The sequence below is a fragment of the Deferribacter thermophilus genome (assembly GCF_049472675.1).
Classification (GTDB): domain Bacteria; phylum Chrysiogenota; class Deferribacteres; order Deferribacterales; family Deferribacteraceae; genus Deferribacter; species Deferribacter thermophilus.
In genome coordinates, this window is record NZ_JAPNXM010000003.1 from 73,647 (window position 1) to 93,296 (window position 19,650).

General features: G+C 31.7%; 17 protein-coding genes and 1 tRNA gene. 3 read left to right on the plus strand and 15 right to left on the minus strand.

From position 1 onward, the window contains the following. Positions 1-6: 6 nt before the first annotated feature. From OWM07_RS03860 to OWM07_RS03875, 4 genes are read right to left on the minus strand one after another with little or no spacing between them, the layout of a single operon-like run. Complete coding sequence (locus OWM07_RS03860) at positions 7-744, minus strand: amino acid ABC transporter ATP-binding protein (protein ID WP_423302355.1); 738 nt, start codon at positions 742-744, stop codon at positions 7-9. Continuing rightward, entirely contained in the window at positions 737-1,678 is a 942-nt protein-coding gene (locus OWM07_RS03865) for an amino acid ABC transporter permease (protein ID WP_423302356.1), read from the minus strand. The genes OWM07_RS03860 and OWM07_RS03865 overlap by 8 nt, the downstream gene beginning before the upstream one ends. Before the next feature lie 55 nt (positions 1,679-1,733). Beyond that, positions 1,734-2,543 carry a transporter substrate-binding domain-containing protein gene (locus tag OWM07_RS03870; RefSeq protein ID WP_423302357.1) on the minus strand — a complete coding sequence of 270 codons (810 nt, stop codon included), beginning with the start codon at positions 2,541-2,543 and terminating at the stop codon, positions 1,734-1,736. 9 nt (positions 2,544-2,552) lie between these two features. Next, on the minus strand, positions 2,553-2,705 hold the full coding sequence (locus tag OWM07_RS03875; RefSeq protein WP_423302358.1) for a hypothetical protein: 153 nt from the start codon (positions 2,703-2,705) through the stop codon (positions 2,553-2,555). A gap of 123 nt (positions 2,706-2,828) precedes the next feature. On the opposite strand from OWM07_RS03875, the gene OWM07_RS03880 reads away from it, so the two are divergent. Beyond that, positions 2,829-3,419 carry a hypothetical protein gene (locus tag OWM07_RS03880; RefSeq protein WP_423302359.1) on the plus strand — a complete coding sequence of 197 codons (591 nt, stop codon included), beginning with the start codon at positions 2,829-2,831 and terminating at the stop codon, positions 3,417-3,419. A gap of 1 nt (position 3,420) precedes the next feature. Here OWM07_RS03880 and OWM07_RS03885 read toward each other — a convergent pair whose 3' ends face one another. Together OWM07_RS03885 and hemW are read right to left on the minus strand one after the other, a co-directional pair. Next, positions 3,421-3,744 carry a cytochrome c3 family protein gene (locus OWM07_RS03885; RefSeq protein ID WP_423302360.1) on the minus strand — a complete coding sequence of 108 codons (324 nt, stop codon included), beginning with the start codon at positions 3,742-3,744 and terminating at the stop codon, positions 3,421-3,423. Then, positions 3,678-4,748 carry a radical SAM family heme chaperone HemW gene (hemW, locus tag OWM07_RS03890; protein ID WP_423302361.1) on the minus strand — a complete coding sequence of 357 codons (1,071 nt, stop codon included), beginning with the start codon at positions 4,746-4,748 and terminating at the stop codon, positions 3,678-3,680. Before hemW ends, OWM07_RS03885 begins: the two co-directional genes overlap by 67 nt. A 434-nt stretch (positions 4,749-5,182) precedes the next feature. On the opposite strand from hemW, the gene OWM07_RS03895 reads away from it, so the two are divergent. After that, complete coding sequence (locus tag OWM07_RS03895) at positions 5,183-7,288, plus strand: hypothetical protein (RefSeq protein WP_423302362.1); 2,106 nt, start codon at positions 5,183-5,185, stop codon at positions 7,286-7,288. 1 nt (position 7,289) lies between these two features. Then, on the plus strand, positions 7,290-10,799 hold the full coding sequence (locus tag OWM07_RS03900; protein ID WP_423302363.1) for a choice-of-anchor C family protein: 3,510 nt from the start codon (positions 7,290-7,292) through the stop codon (positions 10,797-10,799). Between the two features lie 196 nt (positions 10,800-10,995). Here the strand turns inward: OWM07_RS03900 and OWM07_RS03905 are convergent, their stop codons facing one another. The 9 genes from OWM07_RS03905 to OWM07_RS03945 all read right to left on the minus strand — a co-directional run bounded on the left by OWM07_RS03905 (position 10,996) and on the right by OWM07_RS03945 (position 19,589). Continuing rightward, a complete protein-coding gene (locus tag OWM07_RS03905; RefSeq protein WP_423302364.1) occupies positions 10,996-12,885 on the minus strand; it encodes a transglutaminase TgpA family protein in 1,890 nt (629 codons plus the stop codon). Further along, on the minus strand, positions 12,872-13,747 hold the full coding sequence (locus OWM07_RS03910) for a DUF58 domain-containing protein (RefSeq protein WP_423302365.1): 876 nt from the start codon (positions 13,745-13,747) through the stop codon (positions 12,872-12,874). Before OWM07_RS03910 ends, OWM07_RS03905 begins: the two co-directional genes overlap by 14 nt. Before the next feature lie 8 nt (positions 13,748-13,755). After that, the gene (locus OWM07_RS03915) at positions 13,756-14,688 is read right to left on the minus strand and encodes an AAA family ATPase (protein ID WP_423302366.1); all 933 of its coding nucleotides are present in this window, start codon (positions 14,686-14,688) and stop codon (positions 13,756-13,758) included. 78 nt (positions 14,689-14,766) lie between these two features. Then, the gene (locus OWM07_RS03920) at positions 14,767-15,354 is read right to left on the minus strand and encodes a DJ-1/PfpI family protein (RefSeq protein WP_423302367.1); all 588 of its coding nucleotides are present in this window, start codon (positions 15,352-15,354) and stop codon (positions 14,767-14,769) included. 320 nt (positions 15,355-15,674) lie between these two features. Further along, positions 15,675-15,747: transfer RNA gene (locus OWM07_RS03925), tRNA-Ala, on the minus strand. A 40-nt stretch (positions 15,748-15,787) separates the two neighbouring features. Further along, entirely contained in the window at positions 15,788-16,744 is a 957-nt protein-coding gene (locus OWM07_RS03930) for an ABC transporter ATP-binding protein (protein ID WP_423302368.1), read from the minus strand. Further along, positions 16,744-17,718, minus strand: a complete 975-nt coding sequence (locus OWM07_RS03935; RefSeq protein WP_423302369.1) for an ABC transporter ATP-binding protein — start codon at positions 17,716-17,718, stop codon at positions 16,744-16,746. Before OWM07_RS03935 ends, OWM07_RS03930 begins: the two co-directional genes overlap by 1 nt. Continuing rightward, on the minus strand, positions 17,719-18,585 hold the full coding sequence (locus OWM07_RS03940) for an ABC transporter permease (protein WP_423302370.1): 867 nt from the start codon (positions 18,583-18,585) through the stop codon (positions 17,719-17,721). It lies immediately after the preceding gene. Further along, on the minus strand, positions 18,585-19,589 hold the full coding sequence (locus OWM07_RS03945; RefSeq protein ID WP_423302371.1) for an ABC transporter permease: 1,005 nt from the start codon (positions 19,587-19,589) through the stop codon (positions 18,585-18,587). Before OWM07_RS03945 ends, OWM07_RS03940 begins: the two co-directional genes overlap by 1 nt. Between the last annotated feature and the right edge of the window lie 61 nt (positions 19,590-19,650).

Consider the following 19,650-nt stretch of genomic DNA (forward strand, 5'->3'; position numbering starts at 1 on the left):
CCACCTCTAAAGAATCTGACCTAAAAACTGTTTTAATCTATCATTTTTTGGATTTGTAAACAACTCTTGTGGAGTATTTTCTTCAATTAACTCTCCATTGTCCATAAAAACAACTCTATCAGCAACTTCTCTAGCAAACCCCATCTCATGTGTTACAACAACCATCGTCATCCCTTCTTTTGCCAATGTCTTCATAACATCTAATACTTCACCAATCATTTCTGGATCAAGAGCACTTGTTGGTTCGTCAAAAAGCATAATCTTTGGTCTCATTGCAAGGGCTCTAGCAATTGCTACCCTTTGTTGCTGCCCACCTGATAGTTGAGAAGGGTAACTATTAATTTTATCAGCAAGTCCAACCTTTTCTAATAACTGTATAGCTATCTCCTCAGCTTCTTCTTTTTTAACTTTTTTCACTACCATTGGAGCTAAAGTAATATTTCTTAAAACAGTCATATGAGGAAACAAATTAAACTGCTGGAAAACCATCCCAACTTCTTCTCTCACTTTATTTATATTTGTTTTGGGGCTTGTCAAATCTACCCCATCAATAATAATCTTACCATCATTGATAGTCTCTAGCAAGTTTAAGGTTCTTAAAAAAGTAGATTTTCCAGAACCACTTGGCCCAATAATAACCACCACTTCTTGCCTTTTTACTTTTAAAGTAACCCCTTTTAAAGCATGAACCCCATTGGGGTATACTTTATGAACATTAGTGGCCTCTATTATATAATCAGTCACTTTCAGCCAACCTCCTTTCAAGTAATTGGGTTAAAAATGACAGTGATGTCGTTAGTATGAGATAGAGAAAAGCAACCGTAAACCATACTTCAAACGGTTGAAATGTCGATGTAACAACTTCTCTACCCGCTTTTGTTAAGTCAGTAATAGAAATAACTGATACAAGTGAAGAGTCTTTTATAAGAGATATAAACTGACCTGCCATAGGAGGAATTGTTCTTTTTAATGCTTGAGGTAAAATAATATATCTCATAGTCTGAAAATAATTCATTCCCAGACTTCTTGCAGCCTCTGTTTGACCTTTGTGAATAGATTGTATTCCAGCTCTAACAATCTCTGCTACATAAGCACCTGCAAAAACAGCCAAAGCAGCAACACCAGCTGTAAATCTATTCAGCTGTAAAACTGTACCTATGAAAAAATAAAAAATAAAAATCTGAACTAATAATGGTGTACCTCTAATTAGCTCAATATAAGTTATAGCCAATTTCTTTAAAGCAGGATTTTCTGAAATTCTCATTAAACCTGTGATGATACCAATTATTATAGCAAAAAATATTGAAATTATAGACAATTTCAATGTCACATAAAGCCCATATAACAGAGGGCCAGGCTCACTCGCCCTCTTTTTTGCAATCACATCACCTTCAAAAATAAGATCACCATCAGAAACTGTTATCTGGCTAAAATCTTTAATTTCGTTTTCTTCTCCAGAATCTGAAACAACAATAAGTTTTTTACCTTCTATTTTAGCTGTACCATCAAAAGGAGCTCTAATTTCCTTATCATAAGTATGCCATACAAATTGAAATACTCTATCCCATCTCCAAATATAATTAATTTGCTTTGTAGAAAAATAAAAAAATACTCCAATAGCTATTAATATAAGCACAAAAACAACATTCCATAAAAAGTTACTTCTCTTTCTATTCACTTTTTATCCTCTCTTGTATATGTATTTAGCCCCCATAAAGGGGGCTTTAGATTTATTACTGAACTTGTTTATGCCAAGATGTGCTCTTAAACCATTTATCATAGATTTTATCGTATGTACCATCACCTTTAATCTGTCTCAAAAAGTTATTCAACCAGTTTAAGAAATCAGGATCACCTTTTTTTATTGCCCAACCAAGAGGTTCATAAGTAAAAGGCTTATCTAAGAAAACAACCTTATCTTTATAAATTGAGTAGTAATATGCACAAAGAGGTAAATCATAAACAAAAGCATCAGCTTTTCCATTGATAAAATCTTGAAAAGCATCTGCTTCAGTTTCGAAAGCGTTTATTTTAGCTTTTGGAATGTATTTTTTAGCTGCAAAATATCCTGTAGTACCAAGTTTTGAAGCAATCACATATTTTGGATTATTTAAATCTTTATATGATTTGATTTTGCCTGCATCTTTTTTATGGATCAATAATGTTTGCCCCACAATAATATATGGATCTGCAAAATTTACTTGAAGATTTCTCTCCTGAGTTATTGTCATACCAGACATAATTATATCAAACTTGTCAGTAATTAATGCAGGGATTATACCATCCCAAGCAGTATTAACTAACTTAAGCTTAACGCCCATAGCTTTAGCCATCACTTTGGCAATATCAACATCAAAACCTATTATTTCGCCATTTTTTGCAGTCATTTCAAATGGCTTATAACCAGACTCAAGTCCTACTCTTAACTCCCCTCTTTTTAAAATCTGGTTAAGAGTGGACTTTTCCCACAACTCATTATCTGCTGCATAAAGAAAAGTTGCAGCAAAAAGTAAAACTAACAGTGATACTAATAGCTTTCTCATGTCATCCTCCTAATATGATTTTCCTTCATCTAAAAGTTCACTAATTACCATTTGTGTCCCACAATCAGGACACTTTGGTATTGGTTCCTTTGGAATATAAACAATCTGTTTTCTTTTACATTTTGGACATTTAACTTCTACAGCTTCTATCTTATCTCTCATATAACTTGCCTCCATATAGTTAAAAAACACTAAATGCAAGACTTACTTTAAAAATTTATTGCATTTTTTGCAAGTAATTTGTTAAAATAAAGAGAATTATATTATAATAGGATATATTGTATCATGAAGATAATAGTATTTTTAATCACTCTTTTTTTATCAATTGGTTGCACAAAGGGATCAAATTTAAATTATGTCAATACTGTTGCAAACCCTAAAAATAACTACACTCGAATGCTAAAAGCCAAATACACAGACGAGTTAAATTCTATTGTAGAAAGTTTAAAAATTCTAAACCTTAAAATTATTGACGACGGCGTAGGTTTTACTGGTGCCAGCGATTGTAAAGAGTGTAAAAATAAGCCTGGTGATTTTTGGCTATTTATAACCTATCATGGTAAAAATATAAATAAAATAATCCACAAAGATACTGACAAAATAATAAAAAATTCTTTGAAAAATGGCACAATAGATATTTTATATATGCTAAAACATATAAAATTAAATAAACTACTAAACGATAGAAATTTTAGAGGATTTTTAATTAGTGGTATCTGGGGAATTAGCGAAAAGCTCACTGAAATTACAAAACCAAAAAAATATATAACAGCAGAATATTATATTTCTAAAGAGCTGTTTTTAGATTATTTAAATGGAAAAGATTACAACCAAGTAATCGACAGTGCCTTCTTTAGATCTTATTTACTTAAATAATTTATTTTTTAGTATGACAGCTAATGCATTTTTCTAAATCTGCATGATATCCATCATTTGGCCACTGGTCATGACAATCAAAACATTTCTCACCACAGCCTTCACTAAAAGAAGAGCCTAATGATAATTCTGAATTAGATTTATTATGACAGTCAGAACAAAATGTCATTGCAATATGTGTTTCATCCCCTTTTAAATTTTCATGACATGTCATACAGTCACCAGCACAACCTGATGAATAAGATGTATTGCTATAAATTAAAAGTGTAAATAAAAATACTCCTGCACATAATCCAAAAACAACAAACCTTTTTCTGTCAAACATACTTTATCTCCAACAATCTTTAAATAGCCTCTATTTATTAACTCTTCTAACATATTTTTGATTTCCAATCTATTAAAAAGTTCTAAATCGACCCCTTCAGTGAGTCTTAAACCAAAAATTATATTTTCCATAATAATCTCTCTTTTATCCCTGACGATTTCGATGTTGTCATAAAAAAAACAAGAATCTACATAATCTTTTATATTTTTAGGGTGTGAAAATCTCACCCTAGAGTTTTCTAAATTTATCATAGAATGAGCTGCTGCTCCAACACCCATAAAATCACCCATTTTCCAATAATTTATATTGTGGAGAGATTCATAACCTTTTTTTGCAAAATTGGAAATTTCGTATCTAATATAACCGTTATTTTCAAGCGATTTAGATATTTCTAAAATATGAGTGTTTTTTTCTATTTTATATTCATTTAAAAAGTCTGTATCAAACGAATAAGAATACGCAGAAATATGATTTGGTGCCAAATCAAACAATTTACTTAATGTTTCATATATTGTTTTTGCGGGAACTGTTGGGATATCAAATATTATATCCACATTAATATTGAAATCATATTTTTTTAATAAATACATACAATCATATACATCTTTTGCTTTATGAATCCTACCCAAAAACTGCAATACATTGTTATCTAGAGATTGTACTCCGATGCTTATTCTAGAAACTCCATAATCTTTTAAAATTTTTATTTTTGTTTCATCGAGGCTTTCAGGGTTTGCCTCAAATGTAAACTCTTTTAATTTCTTTAAATTTAGCTTCTTAATAGTTTTTAAAAGATTTTCTAATTCATAATAGTCTAAAACTGATGGAGTCCCACCACCCATATAAATAGTGTCAAACTGATACTCTGTATAAACAGAAAGCTCTTTCTCTATTGCATGTAAATAATTCTTCACAACATCAGAATCAAAATTGGATATCGATAAAAATCCACAATATTTACATTTACTTTTACAAAAAGGGATATGAATATACAGTCCAAGCATTTTTATAAATTAATAAAACGCATCTGGCAAAGCAATCAAATTTTTTTTACAACTTTTCCACAACATTTAAAAAACCTTCTTTTAAGGTTTAACACATTCTCCCTATTTCATTTTGAATAATAATATACTTGTAGCTATTTTGTGCTCATTGACCAATTTGCCTAAATTTTAATCAATTTTGCTATCCCCCTTGAAGAGACTAAGTTTTCACTTTTGATACTTTGAAGAAAACTTTATAAAATATTTATAATTATGCATATTTTATACATATTCCTAAATATAGGTTTAGTTGAAATAATCCTCTCTAAAATTCAACAGCAATTGAGCTCATATACTATTTTTTTCAAAAATTATAGATTTTTTACAAGTTTTGTTGAAAACAGTACTCAGGATATTGTATAATTAATTATGTTCTAGATTATAAGGAGATTGTCATGAAAACTCTATTTAATAACAAACCTTTTGTAATTTTTATATTGTTATTTGTAGTCTTTACTGTTGCTAATGCTCTAGATTCAGAGTTATGGACTGACTATCTACAACATAACCAAAAAATAAAATGTCAGGGGTCACAAGATCCAGAACCTTACGAAATAGATTTATATGAATCACCGTGTGGCAAAGATGATCCAGTTTCACAATGGGCATGTAAAAATGGTTTTATTTTAGCAAAAGCATGTAATTATCAAGGGATTTTTGTTAGAAAAGAAATTTACAAATATACATCAAGAACTAACAACAATAAAACTGTTCAACATAAAGATTCCGTCCAATATTGCGTAAGTGTATGTTCAATTTTATTCCCTGGATATTCTGGTTGTATCGATTGTGATGGTATTGGAGGGGGTATTATCTATTTGCCAGAAAATAAAAACATTACAGACTACGATATATCTGTTAGTACTGCAGCAGATGCTCCTCCTTGCCAAAATTCTTCTTTATTGCAGAATTCTCCTGATTTAAAATTTAAATGTGAAACGTTTAAAAGCAATGCAGATTCTTACTTTGCTTCAATTGTTGCTATTCTTAGAGGTTCTAATAATTTACAACAAACTGATAAAGAAAATGAAAGTGAGGTTAAATCAGATATTGATATTTACATAAAAAAAGAAAACTACGAACCAGTTCATATTAAAAAAGAGATAAAAATTAAAAGTTCAGAATATTCTAAATATGGAAGAATTTTAGTTCGTGGTACAGTTAAGGACAAAAACTCAAACAAACCAATACATGATGCTCAAATAAAAATAAATTTTAATAATAAAACTTATAAATTAAATACTGATAAATTTGGTGGTTATAGAGAATTTCTTATAATTACAGGAGGTGGAGCCAGTATATACACGATATATGAAGACATTTTACTGGTTAAGAAAAAACAAAAACTAAATATTAAAGTAACACCTACAAATCTCGTAGCAAATGGCAAAGAACAAAAACTAATTTTTCAATTATCTATGCCAGATGGAACACCTGCTGCAAACAAAATTTTTAGAGTTCGCTACAGCCATGAACCTTTTCAGAAAGATGGAAAGACAGTTGATTATTTAACCCGCCCTATAATTATTGATAATTTAAAAACAAATAGTGAAGGCAAAGGTGCAATATTTATACCTACACCAAAAATAAAAAAAGGAATGTTAAACAATATCAAAAACCCCGAAACAAAATTTCCAGTTCAGGTTAAATTTAATATATTTGAAGATTCTGATTTAGTAGGAAGCTTTATTATAAATTTCCAAAACCCAATTCCTAAAATCACAAAATTTTTACTTCCATGTGGAATGGACGCTGAAAATTGGCAAATTCAGCCATCTAAGGTATTTATAGAAGACTTGGATAGCAATGAATTTTATATAGAAGTGCAAGGATATGGAAAATTTAAAGTTAGAGGAGGAAAAATTTACAACACACTTTTACGGGTACGTAATTTTAAAGGTAATGTTTTTGAGTTCTATCTTGCATCAAAAAAGTTGGGGCTCGATTTAAATGAACAACCAGATATGTGGAAAGAGCTTTTAGAAACAAATTTAAAAGTAGCTGCAAATGTTCTGATTACTTATTCAAGCGGTAAACTCTTATCTGATGTTAGAAATGCGCTTCAGAAAGGTAGCAAATTAGAAAAAATTCTTATTATTAATGGTAGGATAAAATCTGAAGTTGTAGTTTCGGTAAGCCAAAATAGTTTTGGAACTTCTGATTATTATAACAATACACTTTCATTTATAAATGATGAAAATAAAGACTATGTAAAATCTCAAGACATGGTAGTAGGAGGAGTTCTTTTAGGTGCAGGCATCCGTGATCTTGTTACAAGGGCCAGTGTAAGCATTGGAGCTGCAATGCAAATGGAATTAATGAAAGCAATTTATGAAAATGCAAAAACTATATATGGCATTTATAAGAAATATAGAAAAATATCTGACTCTTATAGAGATATTATTTTTATTCCTATTCTTGTCAAGGTAACTGATAAAGAAGGATATTCAGCAATAACATTTAAAAACTGCGGTGTAAGAATATGGAAGGAGGTTGAATAAAATGAAAAAAATCATATTTATGTTTGTATCAATATTTTTCTTATTCAATACAGTATTTGGTTCCAATGCTTCCATTGAAAATATAATTTATAATTACTTAAATGCGATTCAATCAGAAGATATAAATTGGATAAAATCAAATTTTAAATCGTTTGATGATAAACGTTTACAGTTATATGCAGCAGTTTTTAAATCTATAAATCAAAAATTTTCAAATGTATCTATAGAAAAAGTCCAGCAGGACGGAAATAAAGCTTTAGTAGAAGTTAAATTTCAAACCATAGTGATGAGTAAAGTTAATTCTGACAGTTTTGAAGAAAATTCTGATTTGATTTTTCTTTTAGAAAAAATATCAAATAAATGGTACATAGTAAAAATTGTTCCTTATGAGGATTTTAATATTATTGTAAAATCATTTTTTCTTAAAGAGTTTGCCAAATCTTTAAATAAGGATGAAAATGCTATACAAAAAATAGGATACAACACTGCAGAAAGTGGTGAAAACTTTTTAGACAATCAAGAAAATTATATTGGCTGTTATAAGGATCAAGGGGATCCTCAAGGATTAACTGGCAGAGATTTAAATGGATTTATATTTCATTCAAACAATATGACACCTCAGATGTGTATCAACTTATGTGCTCAAAAAGGTTTTAAATACGCAGGAGTGCAATACTCGTCATACTGCTTTTGTGGAAATAGTTATGGGAAATATGGAGTTGCCAACAATTGCAATATGAAGTGTTCAGGTGACCAAAACCAAATTTGTGGTGGGACATGGGCAAATAGCATTTACCTTGCAACAAATATAACTTCACCAGAAACAAACATAAATGGAAAAACAAATTTAATAAAAAATGGTAGCTTTGAACTTGGTCCACAACATGTAGGAAGCTGGCTCACACTATCAAAAGGCTCAAACAAAATTAATAATTGGGCAATTACCAACGGTTCTATTGATTTAATTGAAAACTACTGGCAAAGTAGCAATGGAAAAAGATCTATAGATTTATGTGGTTCTACATGCGGAGCCATTAGTCAAAATATTAATACAGTACCTGGTGCTACATACCAACTCACATTTGATTTGGCAGGTAATCCTGATAATCAAGGTATAAAATACCTAAAAGTTATTGCTGGCTCAATTTCAAAAACATTCCAATTTAACACAACAGGCAAAAATAAAAGGAATATGGGTTGGGTTAAAAAATCTCTTACTTTTACTGCAACATCAAACATAACAAATATCTCTTTCATCGCTCTTGATAACAACCCATCTGCTTGGGGACCTGCTATAGATAATGTAAAAATCGTAAGAATATCTAATATAAACACATCTAACAACATAAATAATCCTGCTTTAACAACAATTAATGTAGCTGGTAGCTGGGATACAAATTTTGGTAAAATGAATTTAATACAAAGGGGTAACACAGTAACAGGCAGTTATACTCATGATAAGGGGCGAATAACTGGAACAATCAGTGGAAATATTTTAATTGGGAGATGGAGTGAGTATCCTTCTTATAAGCCACCTCGTGATGCCGGAGATTTACAATTTGTTTTTTCAAAAGATGGTACAAAATTTACTGGTAAATGGAGATACGGTTTTTGTGGAAATACCTGGGATGGAACTTGGAATGGGACAAAAATCTCAACTAACTCAGCTAATCCAGAAAAAACAAATTTTGGCAATTCTCTAAATGATTATTTTAAAAATTCACCTTATGCAGAAAACTGGTTTAAAAACTGGAATGTAATAAAAACTGGTTCACTACCTGATGGCACTGTAGCAAAAATAGCAGGGGTAAATAATAGATTTGGCTGGTATTATCCTGTAAAAAAAATTGGAGATGCTATGCCACCTGAAGGAGCTCATGGAGCAGCATTATATCTCCACCCAATTTCAACAACTGAGCCAACTCATTTAAAAGGGAAATACTATGTAAATTCAAAAGATAAATCACTAATGTTCAGGGTTGCAGGTAACAAAAATGGTGACTGGTTAATGGAAGTTAGGATAAATGGAGTAAAAGCCTTTGAAAGAGTTATTGATGGGAAAAAGTGGTATGAACTTACAATACCTTTGCAAAAATATTACGGACAAACAATAGATGTAGATTTATACATAAAAGCTAATGGATGGTATTTCGAGTATGCCTTTATAGATGAAATAAAATTTATCAATACTCAATACACAGAAAATGGATTTGAATATAGCACAGACAGACCAGGATACGATTATAAAAATTTTGATTTACAACAAAACAATGCGTTGTTATGTAAACAGGCTTGTGATAATGATCCAAAATGCAAAGCATGGACTTTTGTAAAACCTGGTTATCAAGGGCCAAATCCGCGCTGCTGGCTCAAATATGCAGTGCCAAATCCAGTTTTAAACACTTTTACCATATCAGGTGTTAAAAAAGAAAATCCTCAAAATACAAACCATCAACCTTTATCAAAAATCGACTATCACGACGATTTCAATTTTTTAAATAAAGATTTTTGGCTACCATTAGAGTGGCAAACTCTTAGATATGCGCCAAATAAAATTTATATAAACAATGGTATCCTTGATTTAAAATGCAACTATACTGACAGAAGTGGATTTTTAGCTTCAAAAGCAATAAAAATAAATAAAGGGGACATAATAACTATCAAAAGACGAGTAAAAGTACATTATGCTAACCAATATTTTGAAGGTGGAATATGGTTTTATCAAACAGATAATCCAGATCTAACTCCTGCTGCAAACCTATCTCAATGGAGCAATAAGTTAGGAAGATTTTTATTTCAGGTAACCTACTACAATTATTACTATGAAAAACCAGGAGTAACCCAGTATGTGCCTACAAAACATGGATTTGTAATAGCTGGTTATGATTGGCGTAATAAACAAAATTATAAAGTTTTTCAACCAATATGGGATAGGTGGTTTGAAGAAGAAATAGTCTATGATTCAGATAATAATATAGCAATTTACAAAATAAATGGACAAACTGCTCAAGTATATACTGCAGACTTAACATCCCCTTATATAAGGTTTATTATGCATTCTTATGGCTGGTACACAGGTCATGATATTCAGGTGGATTGGATCGATATCAAAGTTCATAGTAAAAACAATACCAATATTACAAATACTGTCAATACCTCAAATAACCTTAAAATATCTGATTGTGGATTGTATCAATTTAAAGGGGAATATATCCCAAAACTGATGCCAGAAACTCTAAATCCCAATATAAAAAAAGTTTACCTAACATGTGCTATAAACAATGTACCTAAAGACACAGAAATTGTAGCTCAATGGTATTGTTATCAACCAAATGGGGAAAAACTTTTTATTGCCAACTATCCATATAGAATAACAAACGATAACTACTCAGGATATATAACTTATTATTTAGAAATGCCACCAGAAAAAACTTGGCCACAAGGAAAATACGAAATAATTTTAACAAATAAGGGGTTGCCTTTAAAGACTATTAATTTTAATATGAAATAAATTAATATTGTGAGGTTATTGCACGAATAAAAGTAAAACTTTTTGAGATTGCTTCGCTTATGATAACAATGGCAAAAATGGTCGTTGCGATGAGCATAACGACGAAGCAATCTTATTATTAAATCTTTTAAATTTTTATTGAACAACCTCAGGATTACAATATCTACAATATCGAGTTAAATTATAATATCTGGTTTTAGGTTTTCTTTTTGTGCATTTTGATATTACGCATTAACATTTTTAGTTTTCTGTAATCCACATGATTATCTTTAAATCTCATTTTATAAAATTCATCTACAAACTCTTCTGCAGCAATTTTTAAGCTTTCATCATCCATCTTTTTTACAATATTTTTAAGCGGCTCGTTCTCTTTTATCACAACCCCCTCTTTTGCCAAAAATTTCAAAAAATTGCTTAGATAATATTCTGCTCTATACCTTCTCCTAAACTTTACAGCAAGATAAACTAAAACAAATACAATAAATAAAATAAATACCAATTTTATCAAATATTTTTTATTAACTTTGATATTTTTAAAAGATGAGGAAACATTTTTAAAGATACTAACCTGTTTATCAAAATCATAATTTATAACAAACTTTGTCCAATAATAAGAGATGTAGTCAAAATAAAGTCGCATTTTAAGGGCAAAAGGTAATCTATTTTTATCTGTAAAATTTTCTATGGCAGCAGGTGTGGGATCAAACCTAACCCAGTAGCCATCTATAAAAGCTTCTACCCAGACATGGGCATTTTTATTTGCCACAGCATAATAACCACCATTTTCATTGTAATATCCACCTTTAAAACCGCCCACAAGCCTTGCAGGGATTTTATTTACTCTTAACATCAATGCCATACTTGATGCAAAAAATTCACAATTTCCTCTTTTTACTTCAAATAAAAATTTACTAAGCGAATCCTTGCCAGTGGGTAAATCTTTCAATGAGTATTCATAGTTAGTTTTTAGATAATTTAATATCCCTTTTGCGGTAGCCATATCACTTTCTTTTTTAAATTTCTTTGCAAAATTAACTATCCTAGTAGAGACCTTTGAGACATCTGTATAAAAAGGGATATCCACCACATCTTTCAATCTATTTGAAACAACTGAAACACCTTCATATTTTATCTTTTTATTAACTGGTTTGTAAACTCTAACCTCAAGTTTATTTGTAAAATAAAATTTCTTTTTCTTTAGCCTCACTTTATAAGGGTAATCAAGCGTTATTAAAAAGTTTTCATAATGAGGCTCAAGATAAATCTCATATCTAACCACCTTGCCGTTTATCTCTATAACAAAATCCCTTTTCTTTGAAATTGCAGATTTCCATTTTCTTCCATCAAAAACATCAAAAACAACCCCTCTAAAATAAAGTGGCTTATCCAATTTATCCATTACCACTCTAAAAGCTATCCTATTATCCTCTTGTATTGTATTTACATCCCCCAAACCTATTTCACTACTAAACCCAGACCTTGAGCCTACATTATATCCCAATGAGCTAAAAAGAGGATAGTTTGTCCTGGGTAAAATAATAAAAATCAAAGTAGCTAAAGGGATTGTCAAAATTATTGACTTTAACCCCTTAAAAATTAACTCTTTAATCTCACTTTTATTTAAAATTATACTTTCTTGAAAATCATAAAAAGTAGCAAAAATTGCTAAAAAATAGCCAAAAACAATATTTAAAAGGATAAATACCAGATATATCATACTGAGATTAAATAAACCTGAAGCAGTGGTCAAAAAAATAGATAAAACAAGAATCTGCATATAATCTCTGTATTTTTTATATTCGAGCAGTTTTACACAGAGGAAAATAATAAGAATATGGGTTAAAGATAACACCAAAGTATTTGAGTTTGTTCTTAAAACTATAACACCCGAAACCAAAAAAGAAAAAAGAGTTAATATTTTTCTATTTGGTTTTAAAAATTGATATTTTAGATTTAAAAGAAAAAATACTACAGTCATTATAAGCAATGTAGAAAAGAGCACACTGACATACTTACTCACACTAAGCAATGAGACTAATACCATCAAAATTGTTAATAAGTTTAATAAATTTTCAATTTTTACCATAAAGAGCAAGCCGTTTAAGCGCTTCCAACTTCTCTGTAGCGCGTAAGATATTAAATTTTTCACCATCAAGCTCAAAAATAAAAGGTTTTCTCCATGCATTCATTTCATAGATAATCGTGGTAGCTACCTTAATAGCCATTTCTGTATCATATTTTCTTAATAGTTCATCAAAAGATAAATAAGAGTAGCTTTCATCACTCGAGCTAAACTCTTTTACATATAGGTTTCCATCCTTTGCAAAATGCTTCCAGAAGATTTTATTTAAGGGGTCGTTATTGTACCCTCTTATATTGCTTATCTCTTCCTGGTTTTTAGCTTCATCAATGCCGCTCAAATCTGCATTATCAATCTTATTTTTACCGCTAAATGAGATATTAGTTTTTATCATTTCTGGAAAAACAATAAACTCTTCATTTATATGATAAACCTTTCTCCTTATAAAAAAATTAAAAGGGTATGTAGAGCTAACAACAATTTTATCAATGCTTACCACCCCCCTATTTTCAAAACTCTTTGAAATTTTAAAATTTTTTGTTTCTTTTGGGCTTATAAAATCTATAACCCCTTTTTCACCTAATACTTCAATGTTGAGCAGTGATGAAATAAGTTTCTTTTTTCTGTTTGTTACAAAAACTGTTATGTTGGTTTTCTTTCTTGCATATATTTCATTTTCAAAAGAGATATTAAAAGATAGTTTTTCTATATTTGATTTACCATAAAATCCAGATACCCCCATCACAGCAAGCATTAAAGATACAGTTATAAAAACAAGATTATTATTGGTATTTATAGCAGAAAAGCCCATTAAAATTGTAAGGATAATATAAATCCAGCCAGCCTTGGTAAACTTTATAACAGACAAAACAACCTCTAATAGGGTAACTTCACAGATTTAATAATATTTTCTAAAATATCTAATTTTTCTTCATTAGATAAAGCACCTTTAAAAGTGATTCTATGTAGCATGGTGTATTTATAATAATCTGTGATATCTTCAGGTATCACATAATCCCTTCTATTTATCAATGCTGAAGCTTTTGCCACATTTACAATTGATAATGCTGCTCTTGTGGAAAGCCCTGTTACTATTTTGCTATGATGTCTTGTTTTATCCACAATTTCTATCAAATACTCCAAAATAGTATCATCTATCTTAACTTTTTCTTTAACAAACTCTATCAAAGTTAAAGCATCATCTTTACTAATAGCTGGCTCAGATTCATAAATTTTAGACCTTGAGCTGCCCCCTTTTAATATCTCAAGCTCTTCCTCTTTTGTGGGATATCCAAGATTAATCTTCATTATAAATCTATCAAGCTGGGATTCTGGTAAAGGGAATGTCCCGTAAGATTCAACAGAGTTTTGAGTGGCAATTACAAAAAAAGGCTGACTAAGTTTAAAAGTTTTCCCTTCAATTGTAACCTGTTTTTCACCCATCGCTTCTAAAAGTGCACTTTGAGTTTTCGGAGTAGCCCTATTAATTTCGTCAACAAGTAAGATATTGTTAAAAATAGGGCCAGGCTTAAACTCAAACTCCCCAGTCTCTTTATTGAATATATTCAGCCCTGTAATATCAGTGGGTAAAAGATCATTGGTACACTGTATCCTGCTAAAAGTAACCCCCATCGATTTAGCTATTGCTATTGCAAGTGTAGTTTTACCAAGACCAGGGCTATCTTCAATCAAAATATGCCCTCTACTCAAAAATGCTATCAAAGACAGTTTTATACCTAAGTCTTTACCTTGAAGAAATTTTTTATAATAGTTAAATAATCTATCTACCAAATCAATTATTTTATCCATCTTTTTACCATTTCGTTTTTTTGTATATGCACAAGGGCACAAAAGCCCTTATGCATTTTATAAAACTTAAAAATAATCTTATGGCTCTATTTTGCTACCCAAAAGTTCTAAAAATTTCCTCATCCATTCAGGATGAGCTGGCCATGCTGGAGCTGTTACAAAATTTTTATCTACCACAGCATTAGTGAAGGTCTCATTAACATCACACCATTTGCCACCAGCTTTTACAATATCTGGCATCACTGCTGGGTATGCTGTACAGGCTACATTTTCTAATACTCCGGCTGCTACAAGTATCTGCTGACCATGACAAATTGAGGCAATAGGTTTGTTCTGAGTTGCAAATTCCTTTACAATCTCTATCAACCTTTGATTAAGTCTCAAATATTCTGGAGCTCTTCCACCAGGAATAACTAATGCATCATAATCGTTTACATCCACCTTATCAAAATCAGCATTTACAAGAAAATTGTGCCCACGCTTTTCAGAATAGGTCTGATCCCCTTCAAAATCGTGAACAGCTGTTTTTACAGTTTCTCCAGGTTTTTTACCAGGACAAACAGTATCAACTTTATGCCCCACCATAGTCAAAATTTGATATGGCACCATTGCCTCATAATCTTCCACATAATCACCCACCAACATCAAAATCTTTTTTACACCCATAAAACACCTCCAAATAAATTTTTGGCACTCAAAAAAACTACAAATTATAATATAGGCCTGCTAAAAAGTGTTTCAATTACCTACCCAAAAATTGCCATTTAAATTTAATATAAGCCTTCTCCATGCTACCACCAGTTTCTAAAACTTCTATTTTAACATAATTACCGTCAAATAAGATTTCCTGAATATATACTATGATTATAGCATATTTGTAGCAGTTTCGCTTAAACCAATCACAAACAAAATTAATTAATTTAAAAAGAAATAGCAGTAAACCTGATAGGCCCTTAAATAAGTCAGCTCTTTGTAAAATAAGGAAATGGAGCGGAGGGGAGTCGAACCCCCGACCCCTACAATGCCATTGTAGTGCTCTCCCAGCTGAGCTACCGCCCCATAACTTTTTCTTTATAAAAATTAATCTGATTTAGCAAGATTATTTTTGAAAAGGGCAGGCTGTAAAATGTGTCTCAGAAACCTTTATTAAATCACCAGAAATTTCTTGACACTCACTTTTTGCAAAAGGGCATCTGGTATAAAATCTGCACCCCTTGGGAGGGTTGATAGGGCTTGGAATCTCACCACTCAAAATTGTCCTCTGCTCCTTCTTTTTGCCTATCTCTGGAACTGCATCAAGTAAAGCTTTTGTATATGGATGCAAAGGATTGTTAAAAATATCGTCCACAGTACCTTTTTCCATCACTTTTCCAAGATACATAACAATTATTCTATCTGAAATATGTCTTACAACACCAAGATCGTGAGAGATAAAAAGATATGTTAATTTGAACTCATTTTGTAAATCTATCAAAAGGTTTAAAACCTGAGATTGAATACTTACATCAAGAGCACTCACTGGCTCATCACACACTATTAGCTCTGGATTTAACGTTAAAGCCCTTGCTATCCCTATCCTTTGTCTTTGACCACCTGAAAACTGATGTGGATATCTGTAATAATGTTCTGGTAGTAACCCAACTTTTTCCATCAAATAAAACACTCTATCTTCAATCTCTTTTTTTGATAAATCAGTATTTAAAACCAATGGTTCGGCTATAATATCACCCACTCGCCATCTTGGATTTAAAGAAGAATATGGGTCTTGAAAGATAATCTGAACACTTTTTCTATACTCTTTTAGCTCATTTATACTTTTTTTAGCAATATCTTCATCTCTAAAAAGTATTCTACCATCAGTCGGATCTTCAATCCTTAAAATTAATTTCCCTGTTGTAGATTTTCCGCAACCTGATTCACCAACAACACTTAAAGTTTCACCCTTACTTATTACAAAAGAGACATCATCTACAGCTTTTAAAATCGCCTTTTTATTAAGACCACCTTTTTTAACTTCGTAATATTTTTTTAAATTTTCTACTCTTAACAATTCCATTATATCAACCCTTCAGCCTTAAAGCACGCTACAAAATGTCCAGATTCTACTTCTTTTAGCTCTGGCCTTTTCTCTTTGCACATTTCTGTTGCATAAGGGCATCTTGGCCAAAATGTACAACCTTTAGGTAAATCGTATAAGCTTGGAACATTTCCTTTTATAGAATAAAGTTTGGTTTTCCTATCTCCAGATGTCGTTGATGGGATAGATTTAATCAAACCTTCTGTATAAGGGTGAAGTGGTCTATCAAATATCTTCTCTTTTGAGGCTTTTTCCACAATAAAGCCTGTATACATTACAGCCACATCATCGGCCATCTCATAAACAACGCCAAGGTCATGTGTTATAAAAAGTATAGATGTATTCTTTTTTCTCTGTAACTCTTTCATCAAGTTTAAAACCTGAGCTTGAATTGTCACATCAAGCGCAGTAGTAGGCTCATCTGCTATCAATAACTCTGGCTCACAGGCCATAGCCATTGCAATCATCACCCTTTGTCTGAGTCCACCACTCAATTTAAATGGATAATCTTTCAATCTATCCTCAGCAGATGGTATCCCCACCAACTCCAGTGATTCTACAGCTTTTTTATGAATCTCTTTTTTGCTTAAATGTGGCTGATGTATTTTCAAAACCTCTTTAATCTGATAACCCACTGTATAAGAAGGGTTAAGGGAAGTCATCGGCTCTTGAAAAATCATAGATATCTGCTTTCCTCTAATCTGCCTCATCTGTTTTTCTGAAAGCTCTAAAAGGTTTACTCCATCTAATATTATTTCCCCTTCAGCAATCTTACCAGGCTTATCAATCAATCTCATAATAGACAAAGATGTAATACTTTTACCGCTACCTGATTCCCCCACAAGACATAGGGTTTTACCATGATCTATATCAAAACTCACACCATTTACTGCTGTTATAACCCCTTTATCAGTCTCAAAGATTGTTTTTAAATTTCTAACACTAAGCAGCATCTATCTATCCTTCTGTTTTGGATCTAATACATCCATCAAACCATCACCCACAAGGTTAAATCCTAAAACAGCCATAAAAATAGCAAGCCCAGGAAAAGTAATCATCCAAGGAGCTCTCATTATATACTGCAAAGAATCTGACAGCATTGCTCCCCATTCTGGAGTTGGTGGCTGAGCACCAAGCCCTAAGAAGCTTAATCCTGCTGCCTCTAAAACTGCCGAAGCAAACCCCATAGTCGATTGAACAATAATTGGAGCCATACAGTTTGGTAAAATAACTTTGAATATCAACCTCAAATCTGACGACCCATTTATCCTTGAGGCTATCACATACTCTTTTTCCTTTTCTTGTAATACAGAAGCCCTTACAATCCTTGCATAGGAAGGGATACCCACCACACCAATTGCTATCATTGCATTATAAAGACTTGGCCCAAGCATGGACACAATAACTATTGCAAGTAAAATTGCAGGGATAGAAAACATTATATCAACAATCCTCATTATTACTGCATCAACCTTTTTACCATAATATCCCGCTACTGAACCCATGATTAAGCCAAAAAATAGTGAAATACCAACAGATATCATACCAATCATCAATGATATTCTTGCACCATAAACTATTCTCGAAAACAGATCTCTTCCAAAATCATCAGTACCAAGTATATGAGGCCACTTACCCGCCTCTTCCCAAATAGGTGGAATTAACCTCATTTTTAAATCTTGTGCAGTTGGATCAAATGGAGCAATTATCGGTGCAAATACTGCTAAAAGTATCAAAATTGATACCAGAACCAATCCAAATAAAGCTGATTTATTTTTCTTAAATCTTAAAACATATTCTTTAAAAAGTGATTCCTTCATCAATCAAGCCTTACCTTTGGATTTATAAAAGCATAAACAATGTCCACTATCAAATTTATAACAACAAAAATCACAGCAATTATCAGTGTTGCACATTGAACGACAGGGAAATCCCTCTGATAAACAGCATTTACAAGCCATTTCCCAATACCAGGCCAGCTAAAAGTTGTCTCTGTAAGGATCGCACCAGCCAACAAAGTACCAAACATCAAGCCAACAATAGTTACCACAGGTATTGCAGCATTTCTAAATGCATGAATCATAATAACCCTAAATGACGAACACCCCTTTGCTTTAGCAGTTTTTATATAATCCTCTTTCAACACATCAAGCATACTAGATCTTGTCATTCGGGCAATAAGTGCCATAGGGATTGTGCCCAGAGCAAATCCAGGGAGGATTAAGTGCTTTAAAGCATCCCAAAACGCTTCGTAATCTTTTGCTATAAAAGCATCTATTAAATAAAAGCCAGTAACTTTATCTATATAATATTCATAGGACAATCTACCTGAAACAGGAAGCCATCCAAGTTTTACAGCAAAAAAGTAGATAAGTAATAGGCCTAACCAGAACACAGGCATAGAAACACCTGCAAGAGAACCCACCATACTTGTATAATCAAATATCGAATACCTTTTTACTGAAGCAATAATACCAGCAAATATACCAATAATTATTGCAAAAAGCATACTAACCACTGTCAACTCAACAGTAGCAGGGAATCTATCCCAAAATTCCACAATTACATCCTGCCTACTCTTAATAGACTTTCCAAAATCCCCTTTGACAGCCTTTTTAACAAAAATGAGATACTGAACATACAGCGGTTTATCCAAACCCAAATCTTTCCTAAGCTTTTCAACAGATTCTTTACTTGCATGCTCACCAAGCATAACAAGAGCAGGATCACCAGGTGCTAGATGAACCATAGCAAAAACAAGTATCGAAACACCAAATATTGTAGGAATTGTCCAAAGTAGCCTTTTAAGTATATAAACAAGCATGTTTATCCCTTTTAAACTAAGAGCGGCCTAACTATAGCTAAGAAAACCTAAATGTCAAGGA